Below are 16,998 nucleotides of genomic sequence, written 5' to 3' on the forward strand. Positions count from 1 at the left end.
CCATGGTAGGCCGGAATAGGAAATACCGCTAAGGACGAAACTATTTCCAGTAGGCAGAGGTGTCAGCCATCGACGGAATTACTGTCTGAGAGCTTCCGTGGGGGCCTGAGATGCGCCCACTGTGCTGTGAATTCGGAGGGGTTGATGTGGAGAAAGAGCGCGCGGCTGGTAGGGTAATGGGGTCAAAAGTGTTCAACCGTTCCTATGATGTGCCTGAAAAGGCTCTCATACAGTAGGAACAGATGAGTTCCACCTCCGTGCGCGGCAGTTACGGCCCGCAGTTTAAGCGCGGTAGGCCAGGAGGATTGAGTAGTGTCCGCCATTTTGCAGGCTTTTAAAGACGCCGACCTGCGTAAGAAGATCATCTTCACACTCGTGATGATTATTCTCTACCGCGTTGGCGCGCAGATCCCGTCCCCGGGCGTCGATTACGCCACCATTGCTGGCCGTCTTCGCGAGCTGACGGAAGAATCCGGCAACCTCTACTCGGTGATTAACCTGTTCTCCGGTGGTGCGCTGCTGCAGCTGTCCATCTTCGCCATCGGCATCATGCCGTACATTACGGCGTCGATTATCGTGCAGCTGCTGACCGTGGTCATTCCGCACTTCGAACAGCTGAAGAAGGAAGGCCAGTCGGGCCAGGCCAAGATGACGCAGTACACGCGTTACCTCACCCTGGCGCTGGCGCTTCTGCAGTCGGCCGGCATCGTGGCTCTGGCGGACCGCGAGCAGCTGCTGGGACAAGGTGTGCGCGTCCTGGCGGAGGACCGCAACTTGTTTACCCTCATCGTCCTCGTCATCACGATGACGGCAGGTGCTGTCCTCGTGATGTGGATGGGTGAGCTCATCACCGAAAAGGGCATCGGTAACGGCATGTCCCTGATGATTTTCGCTGGTATCGCCACGCGCTTGCCTACCGACGGTCTGAACATTCTGCAGAACAACGGTGGTCTGGTCTTCGCCATGGTCGTTGCCGGCCTCATCTTCCTGGTTGTCGGTATTACCTTCATCGAGCAGGGCCAGCGCCGCATCCCGGTGCAGTACGCCAAGCGTATGGTAGGCCGCCGCCAGTACGGTGGTTCCTCCACCTACCTGCCGCTTAAGGTCAACCAGGCCGGCGTTATCCCGGTCATTTTCGCGTCCTCGCTGATCTACATGCCGGTGCTCATCACGCAGATCGTGAACTCCGGCTCCCCGGGTGTTTCGGATAACTGGTGGCAGCGCAACATCATTGCTCACCTGCAGGCGCCGAGCTCCTGGCAGTACATCGTCCTCTACTTTGCGCTGACCATCTTCTTCTCCTACTTCTACGTGTCGGTTCAGTATGACCCGGCTGAACAGGCGGACAACATGAAGAAGTATGGTGGATTCATCCCGGGTATTCGCCCGGGCCGACCGACCGCCGAATACTTGGGCTTCGTTATGAACCGTCTGCTGTTCGTCGGCTCGATCTACCTGGCACTCATCGCCGTCCTGCCGAATATTCTTCTGGACTTGGGCATTGGCAGCGCGGGTGCCAGCGGAACCTCCGCGTTCGGTGGTACCGCTATCCTCATTATGGTCTCGGTTGCCCTGACCACGGTCAAGCAGATCGAGTCCCAGCTCCTACAATCCAACTACGAAGGACTGCTTAAGTAATGCGTTACGTACTCCTTGGCCCTCCCGGTGCCGGCAAGGGCACCCAAGCCGCTCTCCTCAGCGAGAAGCTCGGCGTCCCGCACATCTCCACCGGTGACCTTTTCCGCGCCAACATTGGTGAAGGTACCCCGCTCGGCGTTGAGGCCAAGTCCTACATTGACGCCGGCAAGCTGGTTCCGACGGACGTTACCGCTCGCATGGTGGAGGATCGCCTCAACGAGGATGACGCTCAGGACGGCTTCCTTCTGGATGGGTTCCCGCGCACCGTCGAGCAGGCAGACATCTTGGAGAAGCTGCTCGCCGACAAGGGCCTGAAGCTAGACGGAGTTCTCAACTTCGAGGTGTCCGAGGATGTCGTCGTTGAGCGCATGCTGGCCCGCGGCCGCGCTGACGATACCGAGGAGACCATCCGTACCCGCCTCGGTGTCTACCGCGACGAGACCTTCCCGCTCATCGAGCACTATGGTGAGGCCATCATCCCGATCCAGGCTGAGGGGTCCGTCGAGGAGATCAACGAGCGCGCGCTTACGGCGATGGGCAAGTAACTCCCTTCGCTATGGCTTTTCGACGACGCACGAGGACCATACCTGCCCGCACCCCGGGCGAGCTGGATGCTATGCAAGCAGCCGGTGAAATCGTCGGCCGCGCCCTGCAGGCAGTGCGTGCTGCCGCCGCGGTTGGCGTGAACACGCTGGAGCTCGACGAGGTAGCTGAGCAGGCCATTCGTGATGCCGGTGCCGTGCCCACCTTCAAGGGCTACGGCGGCTTTCCAGGTTCTATCTGTGCGTCCGTCAACGAGGTCATTGTCCACGGCATTCCCAGTAGCGATATCGTCCTTAGCGACGGTGACCTCATCTCCATCGATTGCGGCGCCACCCTCGATGGCTGGGTAGGGGATAGCGCGTGGACGTTTGGCGTCGGAAAGCTCAGCGCTGAGGCCCAGGCCCTGTCCGATGCCACCGAATGGGTCCTCCACGAGGGCCTCAAGGCCATGGTTCCGGGCAATCGCCTCACCGATGTCTCTGCTGCCCTCGAGCAAGCCACTTACGCTGCTGAAGACAAATTTGGCGTCGAGCTTTACATCGTCGACGGCTACGGCGGCCATGGAATCGGTCGTGAAATGCACGAAGAACCCTACCTGGCCAATGAAGGCAAAGCCGGTCGCGGCCCTATCATTCAAGACGGATCGGTTCTGGCCATTGAACCGATGCTTACCCTAGGCACGGAAGATAACGCCGTGCTTGACGACGACTGGACGGTCGTTACCACCGACGGTTCCCTCGCCGCCCATTGGGAACACACCGTGGCGGCCACGGAGAATGGTCCCCGAATCCTGACGCAGCGCTACGCTTAGGTAGGAATTCATGGCGGTAAGGTTTATACTTTTTGCCATGTCTAAAATTCGTTCCCACTCTGGTGCTCGTTCCCTACGCCGAGCAGCCGCAGCGGGCCTCGTGTCCGTCTCTCTTCTGACCGCTCCTGCTGCCAATGCGCAGACTGCCCCATCCTTCGATACTTTGTCCTCCGACGTTCAGTCTCAGGTCGATAGCTTCCTGGGCCAAACGCGGGAGAGCGCATGGACGTCCCGCAACGACATTCTCGAGTCCCTCCGAGCTTCTAACCCGCAGGCAGCCGACGCGCTTCGTCCCGTCATCGACGGTGCCATCGAGCTGATCTTCCCGGGCCTTATCGAGCAGAAGAACGCGGAGATTCGCGCGGCACGCGAAGCTGAAGAGCGCGCTCACGCTGAGCAGGTGGCACGTGAAAAGGCCGCAGCCGAGGAAGCTGCACGTAAAGCTGAAGCCGAGCGCAAGGCCCAGCGCTTCGATACCGGTCCGTGCCCGGCCGATGCCCGCATTTGTGTCGACCGCAGTGGCCACCGTTCCTGGCTGCAGGACGGCAATGGCAACGTCACCTACGTTGCTCAGGGTGTGTCCACCGGTAAGCCGGGCGAGGAGACCCCGGCCGGTACTTTCTACATCAACCGCAAGATCAAGGACGAGATCTCCTGGGAGTTCGGCGACGCTCCGATGCCGTACGCCATGTACTTCACCAACAATGGCCACGCCTTCCACGAAGGTTCCCCGGCTTATCAGTCCAATGGCTGCGTCCGCCTGACCCACCAGGACGCCGTGCGCTACTGGAACGATGTGCCGATGGGCTCCAAGGTCTTCATCTACTAAGACGTGTGAGGGGCTCTCCTTCACACCGTATAAAAGTAGATGTTCAACGCCCGTTGCCTAACCTAGGCGACGGGCTTTCGGCGTGTCATGGGTCATTTATAGAGTGTCCTGCGCTAGCGACATTTGGAAATGGCGTTGTCGCAGCGTATGCTTGAGAGCTGGTGTCTGCACGTCGTGCTTCCCAATGCTGGAGTACAGGCAGAGGACACCAGGCAGTAGACATCAAACATGCAGGTGAAGATGGGGACGTCGCCAAGCGCGGCGTACTCCCAACGCTCACCAGAAAAGTAGAGGTTATGGCTAAGGAAGGCGCAATCGAGGTTGAGGGTCGCATCGTCGAACCCCTGCCCAACGCAATGTTCCGCGTCGAGCTCGACAACGGACACAAGGTTCTTGCACACATCTCTGGCAAGATGCGTCAGCACTACATCCGCATCCTCCCGGAGGACCGCGTTGTTGTAGAGCTGTCTCCTTATGACCTGACCCGCGGACGCATCGTCTACCGCTACAAGTAAAGACAGTAAGCCTCCTTATCCACGGGACGCACTTGATGCGTCCCTTTCTACCTCAGGCTGCGATGGCCTGAGCCCGCACTGCTAAGCATGCCCACTGATTCCCCGGCACGGCCCGGGGCGAAGCGCATGCGTGGTGGGGGACGGATGAGGAGAAAACCATCGTAACAACCCGAAAGGACTAGCCATATGGCACGTCTAGCTGGTGTTGACCTCCCGCGCAACAAGCGCATGGAGGTTGCTCTCACCTACATCTACGGCATTGGACCTTCCCGTGCCAAGGAACTGCTGGAAAAGACCGGCATTTCTCCCGACCTGCGCACCGACAACTTGGATGATGACCAGCTGTCGGCGCTGCGTGACGTTATTGAAGCTACCTGGAAGGTAGAGGGTGACCTCCGCCGTCAGGTTCAGGCTGACATCCGTCGCAAGATTGAAATCGGCTGCTACCAGGGCATCCGCCACCGCCGTGGCCTGCCCGTACGTGGTCAGCGCACCAAGACCAACGCTCGTACGCGTAAGGGTCCGAAGAAGACGATCGCAGGAAAGAAGAAGTAAAACATGCCACCGAAGACTCGTTCCGGCGCGCGCCGTGGTGGTCGTCGCGTCGTAAAGAAGAACGTGGCCGCTGGCCACGCTTACATCAAGTCCACCTTCAACAACACCATCGTGTCCATCACGGACCCGCACGGTGCTGTCATCTCTTGGGCATCCTCCGGCCACGTTGGCTTCAAGGGTTCCCGTAAGTCCACCCCGTTCGCAGCCCAGATGGCCGCTGAGAACGCTGCCCGCAAGGCAATGGACCACGGTATGAAGAAGGTTGACGTATTCGTCAAGGGTCCGGGCTCCGGCCGCGAGACCGCCATCCGTTCCCTGCAGGCAGCAGGCCTCGAGGTTAACTCGATCACGGATGCCACCCCACAGCCGCACAACGGCTGCCGTCCGACCAAGCGCCGCAAGGTTTAAGGGAAAGGAAGAGGTAAAACAATGGCTCGTTATACTGGCCCCGCTACCCGCGTATCCCGCCGTCTGCGCGTCGACCTGGTCGGCGGCGATATGGCATTTGAGCGCCGCCCGTACCCTCCGGGACAGGCTGGCCGCAACCGCATCAAGGAATCTGAGTACCTGCTGCAGCTCCAGGAGAAGCAGAAGGCAAAGTACACCTACGGTGTGCTGGAGCGTCAGTTCCGTCGCTACTACGCTGAGGCTAACCGCCTCCCGGGCAAGACCGGTGACAACCTCGTTGTCCTGCTCGAGTCCCGTCTTGACAACGTGATCTACCGCGCTGGTCTGGCCAACACCCGCCGCCAGGCTCGCCAGCTTGTCTCCCACGGTCACTTCACCGTGAACGGCAAGAAGATCAACGTTCCTTCCTTCCAGGTCACTCAGTACGACATCATCGATGTCCGCGAGCGTTCCCAGAAGATGGAATGGTTCGAAGAGGCCCAGGATCGCCTGATTGACGCCAACGTTCCGGCGTGGCTGCAGGTCGTCCCGGACACCCTGCGCATCCTCGTGCACCAGCTGCCCGAGCGCGCTCAGATCGACATCCCGCTGCAGGAGCAGCTCATCGTCGAGCTTTACTCGAAGTAAACTTTCGATATCTGATTCTTTACCCCTTCTACCGGCGTCATATAGCGGGCGCCGACAAGGAGAAATTCCATGCTTATTTCCCAGCGTCCTCAGCTCACCGAGGAATTCATCGACTCGTCTCGTTCCAAGTTCGTCATCGAGCCGCTCGAGCCGGGCTTCGGCTACACCCTCGGTAACTCGCTTCGTCGCACGCTGCTGTCCTCCATTCCGGGCGCAGCAGTAACCTCCATCAAGATTGATGGTGTACTCCATGAGTTCACCACTATCAACGGTGTGAAGGAAGACGTTTCCGAGATCATCTTGAACATTAAGGGTCTGGTCCTGTCCTCCGACTCTGATGAGCCGGTGGTCATGTACCTGAGCAAGGAGGGCCCGGGTGAGGTGACTGCAGGTGACATCCAGCCGCCGGCTGGCGTGGAGATCCACAACTCGGATCTGCACATTGCATCCCTGAACGAGTCCGCCAAGCTGGACATGGAACTCGTCGTCGAGCGCGGCCGCGGCTACGTCCCGGCTGCCGCTACCTCTGGGGAAATCGGCCGTATCCCGGTCGACCAGATTTACTCCCCGGTACTCAAGGTCTCTTACAAGGTCGAAGCTACTCGTGTTGAGCAGCGTACTGACTTTGACAAGCTGATCATCGACGTCGAGACCAAGAACTCGATTTCTGCCCGCGACGCCCTGGCTTCTGCCGGCGGCACCCTGGTCGAGCTCTTCGGCCTGGCTCGCGAGCTGAACACCGCCGCTGAGGGCATTGAGATTGGCCCGTCCCCGCAGGAGACGGAGTACATTGCTGCCTACAGCATGCCGATCGAGGATCTGAACTTCTCCGTTCGCTCCTACAACTGCCTGAAGCGTCAGGAGATCCACACCGTTGGTGAGCTCGCCGAGTGCACCGAATCGGACCTGCTGGATATCCGCAACTTCGGTCAGAAGTCGATCAACGAGGTAAAGATCAAGCTGGCTAACCTGGGCCTGGCTCTCAAGGACACCCCTGAGGACTTCGACCCGACCCAGCTCGAAGGTTACGACGCAGAAACCGGTGACTTCAAGGACCCGGCTTCTGAGGATTCCGAGTAAAGAATTCCGCTGAATCGTAACGGCGCTTGTGAAGCGCTCGTTGCGCGCTCAATTTATCCGCACACGAGGAGTACACAATGCCAACCCCTAAGAAGGGTGCCCGTCTCGGAGGCTCCGCCAAGCAGCAGGCTCACCTGCTGAGCAACTTGGCAGCTAGCCTGATCGAGCACGGCGCAATCAAGACCACCGATGCCAAGGCGAAGGTTCTTCGTCCGTACATCGAGAAGATCATCACTAAGGCTAAGTCCGGCACCGTTGCTGACCGCCGCGCTGTTCTCAAGCTCATCCCGCACAAGGATGTCGTTGCCCACCTCTTTGACGAGCTGGCACCGAAGTTTGAGAACCGTGAGGGTGGCTACACCCGCACCATCAAGCTGGAGAACCGCACCGGTGACAACGCCCCGATGTCTCAGATCTCCCTCGTTCTCGAGGAGACCGTGACCTCCGAGGCTAACCGCGCTACCCGCGCAGCTGCTTCCAGGCAGGCTGAGGAAGCTAAGGCCGAAGAGGCTGAGGCTGAATCCGCTGAGGAAGCAAAGGCAGAGGCAACCGAGGCAGAGGTCGAGGAGACCGCTGCTGAGGAGTCCGAGGAGAAGTAAACTTCTCTCGCCTTAACTAGGCCGCAGTACCACCTTAGGTGGGGCTGCGGCCTTTTGTTATGCTTTCTGGGCTATATAACCCCGACCAGAACGTATACTCTATGACCCCGCTGTTTACTGTGCTGTACGTAATCGGCATCGTCTCCGAGGCGATGACCGCTGCGCTGTCCGCTGGCCGGCAAAAGATGGATCTGTTTGGCGTCATCATGTTGGGCGCAGTCACCGCATTGGGCGGCGGCACGATCCGCGACATGGTGCTGGGCGCCTACCCGTTGACGTGGGTGGCGGAACCGCGCTTCCTCTTGGCCGTGGTGGCCGCCGCCGTCGCCACGGTTTATATGTCCTTCCTAATGCACTATTTCCGGCATGTATTCTTGCTTCTCGACGCCCTGGGCCTTGCGGTATTCAGTGTCCTTGGTGCTCAGAAGGCCTTGGAACATGGCCATGGGTTGGTTATCGCTGCCGTGGCTGCGGTGCTGACCGGTGTCTTTGGCGGTATTTTGCGTGACTTGTTGTCCGACCGTATCCCGCTGGTCTTGTCCGCCGAGCTGTACGCCTCCATTTCTGTTCTTGCAGCCTTTTCTTATGCGGGATTGATGGAGCTGGGGCTCAGCGATGAGGTCGCTGGCGTCGTGACGGTATGCCTAGCGCTGGCGCTGCGCGTGGCTGCGATCTACTTTGGATGGTCGCTGCCGGTGTTTGAATACCGGGGAGCCGAACAACCCATGGACCCGCGCCTGCGCTTGTCTGCCCGCATTGTTCGGGATGGCGCCCGCAAGGCCAAGCGCAAAGCCGGCCAGGCCAAGAAGAATCTAAAGCACCCCAAGCGGGCTGGCTATGCCGCTTTGAGCAAGCTGGGCGTGAGCAAGAGCGCGAAGCGCCAGCACGCGGCCCAGGATTGGGAACTCAATCGCGAGTGGAATGCCAACGACTAGGTAGAATCAGCATCCATGACTAACGTTCGCCTTCGCCTAGACTTGGCCTACGACGGCACCGACTTCCACGGGTGGGCCAAGCAGAAGGGCGGCCTGCGCACTGTTCAGCAGACCGTTGAGGAGAAGCTGAGCATGGTGCTGCGCCACCCAGTGGAGCTCACCGTGGCTGGGCGCACCGATGCCGGAGTGCATGCCAGCGGTCAGGTGGCGCACTTAGATACCACACGGGCGGCGCTGGGACAGCGCAGCATTGACGGCGATCCCACCAAGCTGGTGAAGCGCTTGGCCAAGTTGCTGCCTGCCGACGTCCGCGTCCACGCCTGCACCGAAGTTCCCGCAGATTTCGACGCGCGCTTTTCTGCCTTACGCCGCCGCTACGTCTACCGCATCACCACCCATCCGCGCGGTGCACTTCCGACTCGCGCACGCGATACCGCGACGTGGTTCAAGCCAGTGGACCTGGAGCTAATGCAGGCCGCGGCCGATCAGCTGGTGGGGCTCAATGACTTCGTGGCTTTCTGCAAGGCGAAGCCGCACGCCACGACCATTCGCGAGCTCCTTGCCTTTGAGTGGAAGGACGTGTCGACGCCCGCGGAGCCGCAGCTCTACGAGGCGCACGTAACCGCGGATGCCTTTTGCTGGTCCATGGTGCGCTCGTTGGTGGGCTGCTGTTTGCGGGTGGGGGAGGGCTCGCGCGGAGTTGACTTCGCCGCCCATATGCTGCGGGAAGAAAGCCGGTCCTCAGAGATCCCGCTTGCTGATGCTCAAGGTTTGAGCCTGGTGGGCGTGGATTACCCCGATGCGGACCAGTTGGCCGCGCGGGCGGCGATGACCCGTGGTCGTCGCGCTGCGGAGGATACCGAGTTGGGTTAATCTAGAACCCACTGCGCCGTGGGAGGGTGGCGCTCAGATTCGGGGGAGGATTCTCATGGCACGCGCGTTGCCAACGACCAAGGCCCAGGTGTCGGGCCACAAGTTCCTTTTGCGCCGCCTCGAGCACGGACTCGTGTTTGGGGACATCCGCATGATTCATGATCCATTGAAAAGGCGCCAGCGCGCTTTGCTTGGCGGGGTAGCCGCAGTAGCCTTCTTGAGTCTTGGCTCGGGGCTCATCGCGTGGATGCAGCCGGACCCGCAACCCGGTGATGCACCGGTTGTGCGCTCGTCCGAAGGACAGCTTCTAGCGCTGGTCAACGGAACCTACCACCCGGTGGCTAATTTGGCTTCCGCCCGGCTCATCGCCAACGAACCGGTGGAACCCAGCGCTGTTGGGGAGAGCTTCCTAGAGCAGGTCAGTCTGGGCACACCGTTGGGGATTGTGGATGCACCGAATCTTTTGGCGGCCGGGACAGGAGAGGAACCGGGCTGGGCGGCGTGCCTGGAAGAGTCCACGGAGGGGGAGAACTGGCAGTCCAGCAACCGCGTTGGCACCGTGACAGTTGTGGCCCATCATGGTGGGCGTGGCTTCGATGAAGAGCAGGCCGCCGTGGCGGAAACTGATGGAACCCAGTGGTTGCTCACCGGACAGGGCCGCGTCGTCCTGCCGGAGGCCACGAGTACGCAGGGCCGTGTGCTGCGCCGTGCTTTGGGCATGACTGCAGAAACAGCGGTGTGGAGCGTTCCGACGGAGCTGCTCAATGCCTTCGCTGAGCTGGAACCGCTGAGCTTTCCGGCCGTGCCGCCGGAAATCCTCGATACCGGCGAGCAGCTCTGGGCCCGCACGGAAGAAGGAGTTTTCGCCATTACGCCGACGCAGGCAGAGATGCTCGTGGGCGTTGGCGCGCAACGACTCCCCGCGCAGGCTCAGGACGTTGCTGTGCTCAGCGACGTCCCACCGACCTTCCACCTGCCCACCACCCGCGTCGAGTTCCTCTCGCCTGAGCAGGGATGGTTGTGCGCGACCCACCACCATGGCGCGGGAAGTATTCAGCCGGTCACCGCCACAGTGGACCTGCCGGGTGAATCGGCAGCACAGCGTTTCGCTGGCCTGCAGGCAGGGGTAGGTGTGGATAGCGGGCACGGCTATCACGTGGTCTCGCCCACAGGCAGAAGGCACGAGCTGGCCAGCGCTGCCGAGCTTAATTCCCTGGGGCTTGGTGAGCCGGAACAGGTGCCATGGGAAATTCTGCGCTTGCTGCCGGAAGGCTCCGCGCTGAGCCGCGCTGAGGCCTTAAAGCACGAGCGCTCACTGCTGTCACCAGGAGAAGGCAAGTAAGAAGCGCCAGCAACCTACGGACTCGCGGCCAACCGGCCGAGGCCGGTGGGGTGTGCGGTACCACGCTGATGTCGCGGTATGGGTTCTCGCTTTCCAGCGGACGGTAGGTCAGCGCTGCAAGCGGATCGACCACCCCGTTGCCTGGCTCTGCCGAGCCGATGATGCGCTCGCGTAGCTGGGCCGGAGAATCATCGGGGTAGCGCTGCGTGAGTAGGGCAACCGTTCCACTGACCAGAGGAGCGGCGAAGGAGGTGCCCTGGAACAGCGTGTCTCCCTTGGCAGTGGCCCACCCACCACCAGGTTCGAGAGCAAGGGGCACGTCGCCCTCGGCGCTCAAAGGTGCCCCAATGGAATAGTCGGCGAGTTCGTGAGGCGTGGCCAGGGCACCGACGGAGAGGACCGTTTCTGCCACGGCGGGGAACACGACGTCTCCTTGTTCACAGCCACCGGAGGTCGCGTTTCCTGACGCCGCCACGACCACCGCCCCAGCATCCTCCGCGCGTTGCAGGGCGGCATCCAAGCCAGAACGATCGACCCGTGCTGCAGAATCCGACGGCACGCAGGAGACGACAGACACGTTGATGACGTGGGCCCCGGCGTCAACGGCATCCTCAATGGCTGCCGCCAGGCTCGCGAGCGTGCCGGAACCCGCCTGCTCAGCATCCTCGCTTGGACCCTCTGCACCTTCCGCATCGGCGGGCGGCGAGGTCCGATAGTGCGCGCTGGTCTGCCGGATGGAGTAGATTTCCGCATCTGGGGCCACGCCGAGGTCACGTCCGGCAATGACGCCGGCCACGACAGTGCCGTGCAGGTCGCAGTCACGCAAAGGGTCGGGTTCCTCCGGAGTCACGAAGTCCGCCCCAGGTGTTACCCGCAGCTGCGGGTGGGCGGCCACGCCGGTATCAATAACTGCGACTTTTACCCCAGCACCCGTGGCAAAGGAATGCAGGCGCGAGCGGTACTCCTCATACTGCGCCGAGGGCTGCGGTCCCTGTGCCGCACGAGTAGCTTCCGCGCAGGGGGTATCCGGCTCACGCGCGACAGCCTGCGGGCTATCCACTGAGGCCCCAGCCCAGAGCAGCCCGACACTGAGCGTCATCATCCCGACGTGTCTGCTCGTTGTCATGAACCCAGCCCCCGGATGAACTCGAAGAGCCCTGCTACGTGTGCCGCAAGCGGTAAGCAGGCCGCCAATGCGAGGGCCTCAGCCCGCTCAAACCACACGATGGTGGTCGGTTCCACGTGGGTAAGGGTGCCCGCCCACACTGGGGCTGAGAGCATCGCGATAATGACGAGCCCAGCAACAACGCTGAGTACCCACGTTGTCGCCGTCGGGGAGGACAACAGCTGCCATTCCCGCACCGCCACGGCCACCGCAGCACTGGCAGCGGCCACCCCTAGAAGCCCTAGTGCCCAGGCAGCCACGGTCCGGGCATGCCGTGCTGCATGGACGATGACCCCGCCCGCGATACTCAGGCATAAGGCTTGAGAAGCCCTGACTGTCTCAGCGTCGTGGGCGCTCAGCGCGATGAAGAGCACTGCGGGAATACCGGCCAGCGCGCAGCCCACAGCGATTCCTTCATAAGCCTCCCCGGCGCGCCGGGCTTTGTCAGCGTTATCTGTAGGGACGTCGTCTGAGATGCTCAAATCTTGACCGGCGGTGGGCAGCTGCGGTACGCGCAGACCCGCTAGTCGCGTGGTGAGCAGGGGAGCGCCTGCGAGAAGCCCCAGGATTGCGGCGAGGAGCGGGGCAGCACCCAGCAGCCCGATGACCGCGAGCACGCACCACGTCGCGGCTATCGCTCGCGCCCGTAGCCCGCCTAAGCGCAGGAGGTGGGAAAGGAGCGCCAAGATGGCCAGTGCTGCAGCTGAACCGGCAAGCGCCGCCGAACTCGCGTCAGAGCCACCCACGCCGAACCAGCCGGCTAAGCCGGCAGCGATATGCGCTGCGGCCAACAGCGTACCGCGCTGCGTCCACACCGCCAGCACGACAGCAAGAACTGCCGCGGCGGTGCATCCCACTGCTGGGGACAAGGCAGCCGTGAGGAGCGCGCCGATGGCGATGATCGCGGCGCAGCCCCACACGCCCGCGAGACCCTCCAGAGTGGTTGATGGTGCGTCGGCAGCGAGCGCTTCCGCCGCATCCCGGACAATCGGGGCGGGCGGTGATTCCTCCGGGCTAAGCACCAACACGGAGCCGTCCTCGAGCGGAGTGCGGTCAAGCGGTGCGGTCATTGATACGGCCTTGCCCGAAGCGGTCGTGGCGCGCCAGAGGATGGGGGCGGGAGGGACGTCGACAAGCACGAGCAGCTCTCCCAACACCTCCCCGACGCTCGAGGACAACGGCAGGGATACATCTGCCTCTTTGCGTGCTTGGCCTGCATGGATGCGGACGGTGACGTGAATGGAATGCGCGAGTGCGCGGGTCATGGAAAGTACCTCCCCCGAGAAAAATTTCTGGGCTACCCCTTGCCCATTGCCGTTCATTGTGGCTTACTGGTGGCACGCTGTCCACCGCTGAAGGAGGCGGTGGAGTACTTCGGGGGGAAGGACTTTCGCATGCGCGTACCTACACGCGTCGTTGATTCGGGGCCGTCAGCTTATAGGGAGCCGGCGCCGCCATTGCCGCAGGGCACGATCGAAGCCGAGGCTGTGCCCGAGGCTGTGCGCGCCCAGCCAGTGCCGCTCGTGCGCCTGCTTATGCCGCTGGTCATGATTGCAGCGATGCTGGGCATGGTGGCGCTCATGGTGCTGGGCGCAGGCGACGGGCGCCGGATGAGTCCCATGAGTCTGATGTTCCCGCTCATGATGCTGGCCAGCATGGCCATGATGTTCAACCCATCAAGTGGTAGTCAGGATCCGGATGAAACGCGGCGCACCTACCTGCGCCACCTTAAGGCGTTGCGGGAACAGGCCGTGGAACGAGGTGAGGCGCAGCGCGCGCACGAGGAACACCGCAATCCCACGCCGCGCCAGGCGGCCGCGCTGATAACAAGTCTGCGCCTGTGGGAACGAGGACCTGATGCACCCGATGCGCTGGAGGTGCGGGTAGGAACGGGCCCGATGGCGCTGTGTACGCCCATCACCGTGCCGGATTCAGGTGCGGCAGAGGACCTCGATCCGGTCTGTGCGGTGAGCGTGCGGCAGACCGTGCGGGCGGTGGGAACGCTGGCGGATATGCCCGTGGTCATCCAGCTGCAGGCCTTTCCCATTGTAGGCCTGGCCGGGGACGATGCCGCGGGGGTAGCGCGAGCGATGCTGCTGCACCTCGCGGTGCTCCACGGCCCAGAGACCGTGGGGATTGAGTACGACGGCAACGAGTGGGACTGGCTCAAGTGGCTGCCCCATACCCGCGAACCGGAGCAGGCGCACTTTTGCATTCGCGTCGTCGAGGACGACCTTAAGGATGGAGTCGCCGCGCTTGCCGACGTCCCCCTGAACCACCCCACGGTCACCCTCGCCGTGGGTGTTACACCGCATTCACCTTTGGGCCGACGGGCCGAGGAAGAAGGCATTTACCTGCACACCGAAGGCACGCTCTCCGTGGTGACCGCCGCGGGCGAGGAGAACCTGGGGCGCTGCGAGCATATCGATGCCGCCAGCGCGCTGTTGTGGGCGCGCCAGCTGGCGCCCTACCATCGGCCTCTCGGCAGCGAAGCCGGCTCGACCCCGCGGCATGGGCGCGATGCCGACCTGCCCGCGCTCGTAGGTTATCGCGACGTCGATGAGCTCGTCGCCTCCGGAATGTGGCACGGGCGAACCCCCTCTGAGCGCCTGCGCGTGCCCATTGGAGTAGACGACTCCGGGCAGGCAGTGTTTCTTGACCTGAAAGAATCCGCCCAGGGAGGCATGGGGCCGCACGGGCTGTGCATCGGTGCAACCGGCAGTGGAAAATCGGAACTTTTGAGAACACTCGTCGTCGCTCTTGCCGCCACGCATAGCCCGGATGAACTCAACCTCGTCCTCGTGGACTTTAAAGGTGGCGCGACCTTCCTCGGCTGTGATGAATTGCCGCATACTTCCGCGGTCATCACCAACCTGGAAGAGGAATCCACCCTGGTGGAGCGCATGTATGACGCCATCTCTGGTGAGATGAACCGCCGCCAGGAACTGCTGCGCAAGGCCGGCAACTTTGCCAACGTCGGTGAGTTCAACGCCTCCGACGATGCGGTAAGTGAATACGGCCCACTTCCTGCGTTGGTCATTGTGGTCGATGAGTTCTCCGAACTTTTGGGCCAGCACCCAGATTTCGCGGAACTTTTTGTTGCGGTAGGCAGGCTTGGCCGCTCGCTCCACGTGCACTTGCTCTTGGCATCCCAGCGCTTGGAGGAAGGCCGCCTGCGCGGTCTTGATTCCCACTTGTCTTATCGCATCGGTTTGAAGACCTTCTCCGCTGGCGAATCCCGCCAAGTCCTTGGAGTGACGGATGCCTACCATCTGCCAGCTCAACCCGGCGCGGGCTACCTCAAGACCGATGCGGATGCGCCAACGCGTTTCCAAGCCTCCTATGTTTCTGGTCCCGTAACGCGCCGGGTGGTGCGCGAGGGGAGTAGCCGCGCAGTGTCGCGCGTTGAACTGTTTACTGGCTGGCAGGCAGCGGAGGAAGACTCGGAGTACACGATGCTTGTGGATTCCTCGACGACATTGTTGGCCACCGTAGTGGAGGCAGCCCGCGAGGAAGCAGCTCAGCGCGGCCACTCAGCACGGCGCATCTGGCTGCCACCGCTACCACCGCTAGTGGAGCTATCTGCCGTGGCTGCGTTGGCCGGCGACGCACACGCTGAGCTGCGCGCGGAGGTCGGCCTCATCGATCGCCCCTACCACCAGCGGCAGGACCCACTCAGCGTGGATTTCACTACGGGTGGTGGACACTTAGCGCTATGCGGCGGGCCGCAGTCAGGAAAATCCATGGCCTTGCGCAGTATCGTCGCTGGCCTGGCACTGAACCGCTCGCCAGGAGAGATTCGCTTCTACGTCATCGACCTCGGCGGCGGGCAGCTTAGAGTCTTAGAACGCCTGCCGCACGTGGCGGGAGTTGCCGGCCGCGACGAGCCTGAGAAGGTTCGACGCATTGTTGACGAGGTGGCCGGCCTTGTCCGCCGGCCGGAAGAACGTCAGACCTTCCTCATCGTCGACGGGTGGCATCACATTGGTACCTCAGGCGCAGACTTTGAGGATCTGTCCGAGCCTATTACCCAGTTGGTGGCCGATGGCGCCTCCGCTCGCATCCACGTGCTTATTGCTGCTGCGCGCTGGACCAGCTTGCGCCCGTCTATTCGTGACCTCATCTCGGCGCGCCTTGAGTTGCGTTTGGGCGAGGCTATGGATTCCCTTATTGACCGCAAAGCGCAGCAGAAGCTTCCGGCCGCACCTGGGCGCGGTATTACGGTGACAGGGGAGAACCTTCTCTTTGCTTCGACCTCCGCGCAAGACATCGCCCACATTTGCGGAGTCCATGCGGATGCAGAAGCCGTACCAGCACTCAAGATGCTGCCCGCGCTTCTCACCGATCTGCCCCAGCCTGCCGACGGGGTAATACCTCCTGGCATCGCATGGGGAATTGGTGGTCCGGATCTTGAGGTTCTCACGTGGGATCCGGCGACGCAGCATCACCTTGTGTGCATTGGCTCGCAGGGAGCCGGAAAGTCCCAATTCCTCAGCGTCATCATGGCCGGAATCAGCCGAATGGGCAGGGAGGCAGCGCGCCTGGTGGTCATCGACGAGCGCCGCGCACATTTGGGGACGCTGGATGAGGAGATGGTGGCGGCGTATGGGGCGTCGGCAAGCGCGGCAACCCAGACCATTATCGATACCGTCCGCACCCTGGAACAGCGCCTGCCCGGCCCGGAGGTTACTCCCGCGCAACTTGCCGCGCGCAGCTGGTGGGACGGCCCTGAGATCTTCCTCGTCATTGATGACCTTGACCTGGTCAGTGAGATTGCGCTCGCGCCTTTGCTCGAGCTTCTTCCGCATGCCCGGGACGTGGGTTTACACCTGGTCCTGGCGCGCAAGTCCGGCGGCATTGGTCGCGCGCTGTTCGGACAATTCCTCTCGGCCGTGCGCGATCTGCAGCCAGTACTACTGCTTCTCGACGCCGACCGTGACGAAGGCGCCATCTTCGGCATCAAACCCACCGCCCTTCCGCCAGGACGTGGCCAATGGGTAGTGCGCGGCGCGGCCCAAGGCCTGGCCCAGGTGTATGTACCGCGCGAGCACAGCCCAGTTCACACCACAACTGATTAA

Annotated in this window: 15 protein-coding genes and 1 pseudogene; 14 read left to right on the top strand and 2 right to left on the bottom strand. The window is 62.1% G+C overall.

Annotated features, from left to right (window positions below; genetic code table 11):
* Positions 1 to 312: 312 nt before the first annotated feature.
* The 13 genes from secY (at position 313) to eccB (ending at position 10,755) form a co-directional block, all read left to right on the top strand.
* Entirely contained in the window at positions 313 to 1,638 is a 1,326-nt protein-coding gene (gene secY / locus I6J26_RS07995; RefSeq protein ID WP_115021162.1) for a preprotein translocase subunit SecY, read from the top strand.
* Positions 1,638 to 2,183 (top strand): adenylate kinase, encoded by a 546-nt coding sequence (locus I6J26_RS08000; protein ID WP_115021163.1) that lies wholly within the window; start codon positions 1,638 to 1,640, stop codon positions 2,181 to 2,183. Before secY ends, I6J26_RS08000 begins: the two co-directional genes overlap by 1 nt.
* Before the next feature lie 11 nt (positions 2,184 to 2,194).
* The gene (map, locus tag I6J26_RS08005) at positions 2,195 to 2,992 is read left to right on the top strand and encodes a type I methionyl aminopeptidase (RefSeq protein WP_115021164.1); all 798 of its coding nucleotides are present in this window, start codon (positions 2,195 to 2,197) and stop codon (positions 2,990 to 2,992) included.
* Positions 2,993 to 3,029: 37 nt separating this feature from the next.
* Entirely contained in the window at positions 3,030 to 3,821 is a 792-nt protein-coding gene (locus I6J26_RS08010; RefSeq protein WP_115021165.1) for a L,D-transpeptidase, read from the top strand.
* Between the two features lie 296 nt (positions 3,822 to 4,117).
* The gene (infA, locus tag I6J26_RS08015) at positions 4,118 to 4,336 is read left to right on the top strand and encodes a translation initiation factor IF-1 (protein ID WP_003854422.1); all 219 of its coding nucleotides are present in this window, start codon (positions 4,118 to 4,120) and stop codon (positions 4,334 to 4,336) included.
* A gap of 186 nt (positions 4,337 to 4,522) precedes the next feature.
* A complete protein-coding gene (gene rpsM / locus I6J26_RS08020) occupies positions 4,523 to 4,891 on the top strand; it encodes a 30S ribosomal protein S13 (protein ID WP_039673764.1) in 369 nt (122 codons plus the stop codon).
* A gap of 3 nt (positions 4,892 to 4,894) precedes the next feature.
* Positions 4,895 to 5,299, top strand: coding sequence for a 30S ribosomal protein S11 (rpsK, locus tag I6J26_RS08025; protein ID WP_039673766.1), 405 nt, complete (start codon positions 4,895 to 4,897; stop codon positions 5,297 to 5,299).
* A gap of 21 nt (positions 5,300 to 5,320) precedes the next feature.
* A complete protein-coding gene (rpsD, locus tag I6J26_RS08030) occupies positions 5,321 to 5,926 on the top strand; it encodes a 30S ribosomal protein S4 (protein WP_039673768.1) in 606 nt (201 codons plus the stop codon).
* A 69-nt stretch (positions 5,927 to 5,995) separates the two neighbouring features.
* Complete coding sequence (locus tag I6J26_RS08035; RefSeq protein WP_039673770.1) at positions 5,996 to 7,006, top strand: DNA-directed RNA polymerase subunit alpha; 1,011 nt, start codon at positions 5,996 to 5,998, stop codon at positions 7,004 to 7,006.
* A gap of 77 nt (positions 7,007 to 7,083) precedes the next feature.
* Positions 7,084 to 7,605, top strand: a complete 522-nt coding sequence (gene rplQ / locus I6J26_RS08040) for a 50S ribosomal protein L17 (RefSeq protein WP_115021166.1) — start codon at positions 7,084 to 7,086, stop codon at positions 7,603 to 7,605.
* Positions 7,606 to 7,706: 101 nt separating this feature from the next.
* Positions 7,707 to 8,540, top strand: a complete 834-nt coding sequence (locus I6J26_RS08045; RefSeq protein ID WP_039674330.1) for a trimeric intracellular cation channel family protein — start codon at positions 7,707 to 7,709, stop codon at positions 8,538 to 8,540.
* A gap of 15 nt (positions 8,541 to 8,555) precedes the next feature.
* On the top strand, positions 8,556 to 9,413 hold the full coding sequence (gene truA / locus I6J26_RS08050) for a tRNA pseudouridine(38-40) synthase TruA (RefSeq protein ID WP_039673774.1): 858 nt from the start codon (positions 8,556 to 8,558) through the stop codon (positions 9,411 to 9,413).
* Between the two features lie 55 nt (positions 9,414 to 9,468).
* Entirely contained in the window at positions 9,469 to 10,755 is a 1,287-nt protein-coding gene (eccB, locus tag I6J26_RS08055; RefSeq protein ID WP_115021167.1) for a type VII secretion protein EccB, read from the top strand.
* 157 nt (positions 10,756 to 10,912) lie between these two features.
* Here the strand turns inward: eccB and I6J26_RS08060 are convergent.
* Positions 10,913 to 11,881: pseudogene (locus I6J26_RS08060) on the bottom strand (S8 family serine peptidase); the annotation flags it as partial.
* The gene (gene eccD / locus I6J26_RS08065) at positions 11,878 to 13,185 is read right to left on the bottom strand and encodes a type VII secretion integral membrane protein EccD (protein WP_115021168.1); all 1,308 of its coding nucleotides are present in this window, start codon (positions 13,183 to 13,185) and stop codon (positions 11,878 to 11,880) included. The pseudogene I6J26_RS08060 and the gene eccD, both read right to left, overlap by 4 nt.
* A 129-nt stretch (positions 13,186 to 13,314) precedes the next feature.
* On the opposite strand from eccD, the gene eccCa reads away from it, so the two are divergent.
* The gene (gene eccCa / locus I6J26_RS08070; protein WP_181815332.1) at positions 13,315 to 16,998 is read left to right on the top strand and encodes a type VII secretion protein EccCa; all 3,684 of its coding nucleotides are present in this window, start codon (positions 13,315 to 13,317) and stop codon (positions 16,996 to 16,998) included.

The organism is Corynebacterium minutissimum (genome assembly GCF_016889765.1).
Classification (GTDB): domain Bacteria; phylum Actinomycetota; class Actinomycetes; order Mycobacteriales; family Mycobacteriaceae; genus Corynebacterium; species Corynebacterium minutissimum_B.

What these genes read in the sequence shown, in the direction of transcription:
- truA (WP_039673774.1), top strand. Translation starts at nt 8,556, where the DNA reads ATGACTAACGTTCGCCTTCGCCTAGACTTGGCCTACGACGGCACCGAC.
- eccB (WP_115021167.1), top strand. Translation starts at nt 9,469, where the DNA reads ATGGCACGCGCGTTGCCAACGACCAAGGCCCAGGTGTCGGGCCACAAG.
- I6J26_RS08010 (WP_115021165.1), top strand. Translation starts at nt 3,030, where the DNA reads ATGTCTAAAATTCGTTCCCACTCTGGTGCTCGTTCCCTACGCCGAGCA.
- infA (WP_003854422.1), top strand. Translation starts at nt 4,118, where the DNA reads ATGGCTAAGGAAGGCGCAATCGAGGTTGAGGGTCGCATCGTCGAACCC.
- rpsM (WP_039673764.1), top strand. Translation starts at nt 4,523, where the DNA reads ATGGCACGTCTAGCTGGTGTTGACCTCCCGCGCAACAAGCGCATGGAG.
- I6J26_RS08045 (WP_039674330.1), top strand. Translation starts at nt 7,707, where the DNA reads ATGACCCCGCTGTTTACTGTGCTGTACGTAATCGGCATCGTCTCCGAG.
- eccCa (WP_181815332.1), top strand. Translation starts at nt 13,315, where the DNA reads ATGCGCGTACCTACACGCGTCGTTGATTCGGGGCCGTCAGCTTATAGG.
- I6J26_RS08000 (WP_115021163.1), top strand. Translation starts at nt 1,638, where the DNA reads ATGCGTTACGTACTCCTTGGCCCTCCCGGTGCCGGCAAGGGCACCCAA.
- eccD (WP_115021168.1), bottom strand. Translation starts at nt 13,185, where the DNA reads ATGACCCGCGCACTCGCGCATTCCATTCACGTCACCGTCCGCATCCAT.
- rpsK (WP_039673766.1), top strand. Translation starts at nt 4,895, where the DNA reads ATGCCACCGAAGACTCGTTCCGGCGCGCGCCGTGGTGGTCGTCGCGTC.
- map (WP_115021164.1), top strand. Translation starts at nt 2,195, where the DNA reads ATGGCTTTTCGACGACGCACGAGGACCATACCTGCCCGCACCCCGGGC.
- rplQ (WP_115021166.1), top strand. Translation starts at nt 7,084, where the DNA reads ATGCCAACCCCTAAGAAGGGTGCCCGTCTCGGAGGCTCCGCCAAGCAG.
- rpsD (WP_039673768.1), top strand. Translation starts at nt 5,321, where the DNA reads ATGGCTCGTTATACTGGCCCCGCTACCCGCGTATCCCGCCGTCTGCGC.
- I6J26_RS08035 (WP_039673770.1), top strand. Translation starts at nt 5,996, where the DNA reads ATGCTTATTTCCCAGCGTCCTCAGCTCACCGAGGAATTCATCGACTCG.